Below are 874 nucleotides of genomic sequence, written 5' to 3' on the forward strand. Positions count from 1 at the left end.
GATCGGCACGACGGCAACCAGATGATAGGTCTGCCATGGAATCGGGTTGGCCGCCCAATGGGTGATGAAGCCCAGCGAAAAGGCCAGCAGGATGCCGACGATGGTGACGGTGCCGTTGCGGAAAACCGGTTCGACCAGATCTTCTTTCGGGTCCTGCTCGTCCAAGCCACCCTCCCCTCGATTGGCGGTCGAGGGATAGATTAAACGCTCGCAAAATCGCTGTACACCGTCGGCTGCTTGGGACTTGACCGTCTTGCCGCGGCGTTTGAAGGCATGCGAAAGGGCATGGATGCGGAAAACGCTTCAGCTTTTGCTCGCCGCTTCACTTTGCGGATGCGTGGCGGCGACACCTCGACCGGATGCCGGCGGCCAGCACGTCGATCCCATTGCGGTCTCGCCCATCCCGATCTCGCTGGCCCTGGAAGAGATCATCACGACCGGCATCCGCCAGCGGCTGAAAAACCCAATCTCCGCCAGGTTCGGAACGATGCTCGCTGGCGAACGCGCGTTGAACGGTCGCCACGAGATCGTGGTGTGCGGCTCCGTCGAAGACAAGACCCCTTCCAACGACGAACCTTTCCTTGCCAAGGTTTACCCGGATGCCGGAAACACCTTCGAACTCGTCGCGCTGGGCGATGAAACACCGAATGTCGGCGACGCCTGCCGCCTGGCCGGATTGCCGATCGAGCCCAAGAAATCTTGAGCGATCAAACAAACGAAAAAGGGGCCGCGAAGGCCCCTCTTCCGGTTACCGAGACGGTTCCCCTCCTCTTGTTTTTACGCAATTCCGGACGGAAAACCGCTGCACACTTTTCCTGGAATTGCTCTCAGAGGCGGCAATAGTGCGGGTAGCCGTCGTAGCCGATATAGGTGT

Annotated in this window: 1 protein-coding gene; it reads left to right on the top strand. The window is 59.7% G+C overall.

The genetic code is table 11. From position 1 onward, the window contains the following. The first annotated feature begins 244 nt into the window (after positions 1 to 244). On the top strand, positions 245 to 703 hold the full coding sequence (locus EOA29_RS38055) for a hypothetical protein (RefSeq protein ID WP_245464687.1): 459 nt from the start codon (positions 245 to 247) through the stop codon (positions 701 to 703). The last annotated feature ends 171 nt before the right edge of the window (positions 704 to 874 follow it).

The sequence above is a fragment of the Mesorhizobium sp. M1E.F.Ca.ET.063.01.1.1 genome, from assembly GCF_003998155.1.
Lineage (GTDB): Bacteria > Pseudomonadota > Alphaproteobacteria > Rhizobiales > Rhizobiaceae > Mesorhizobium.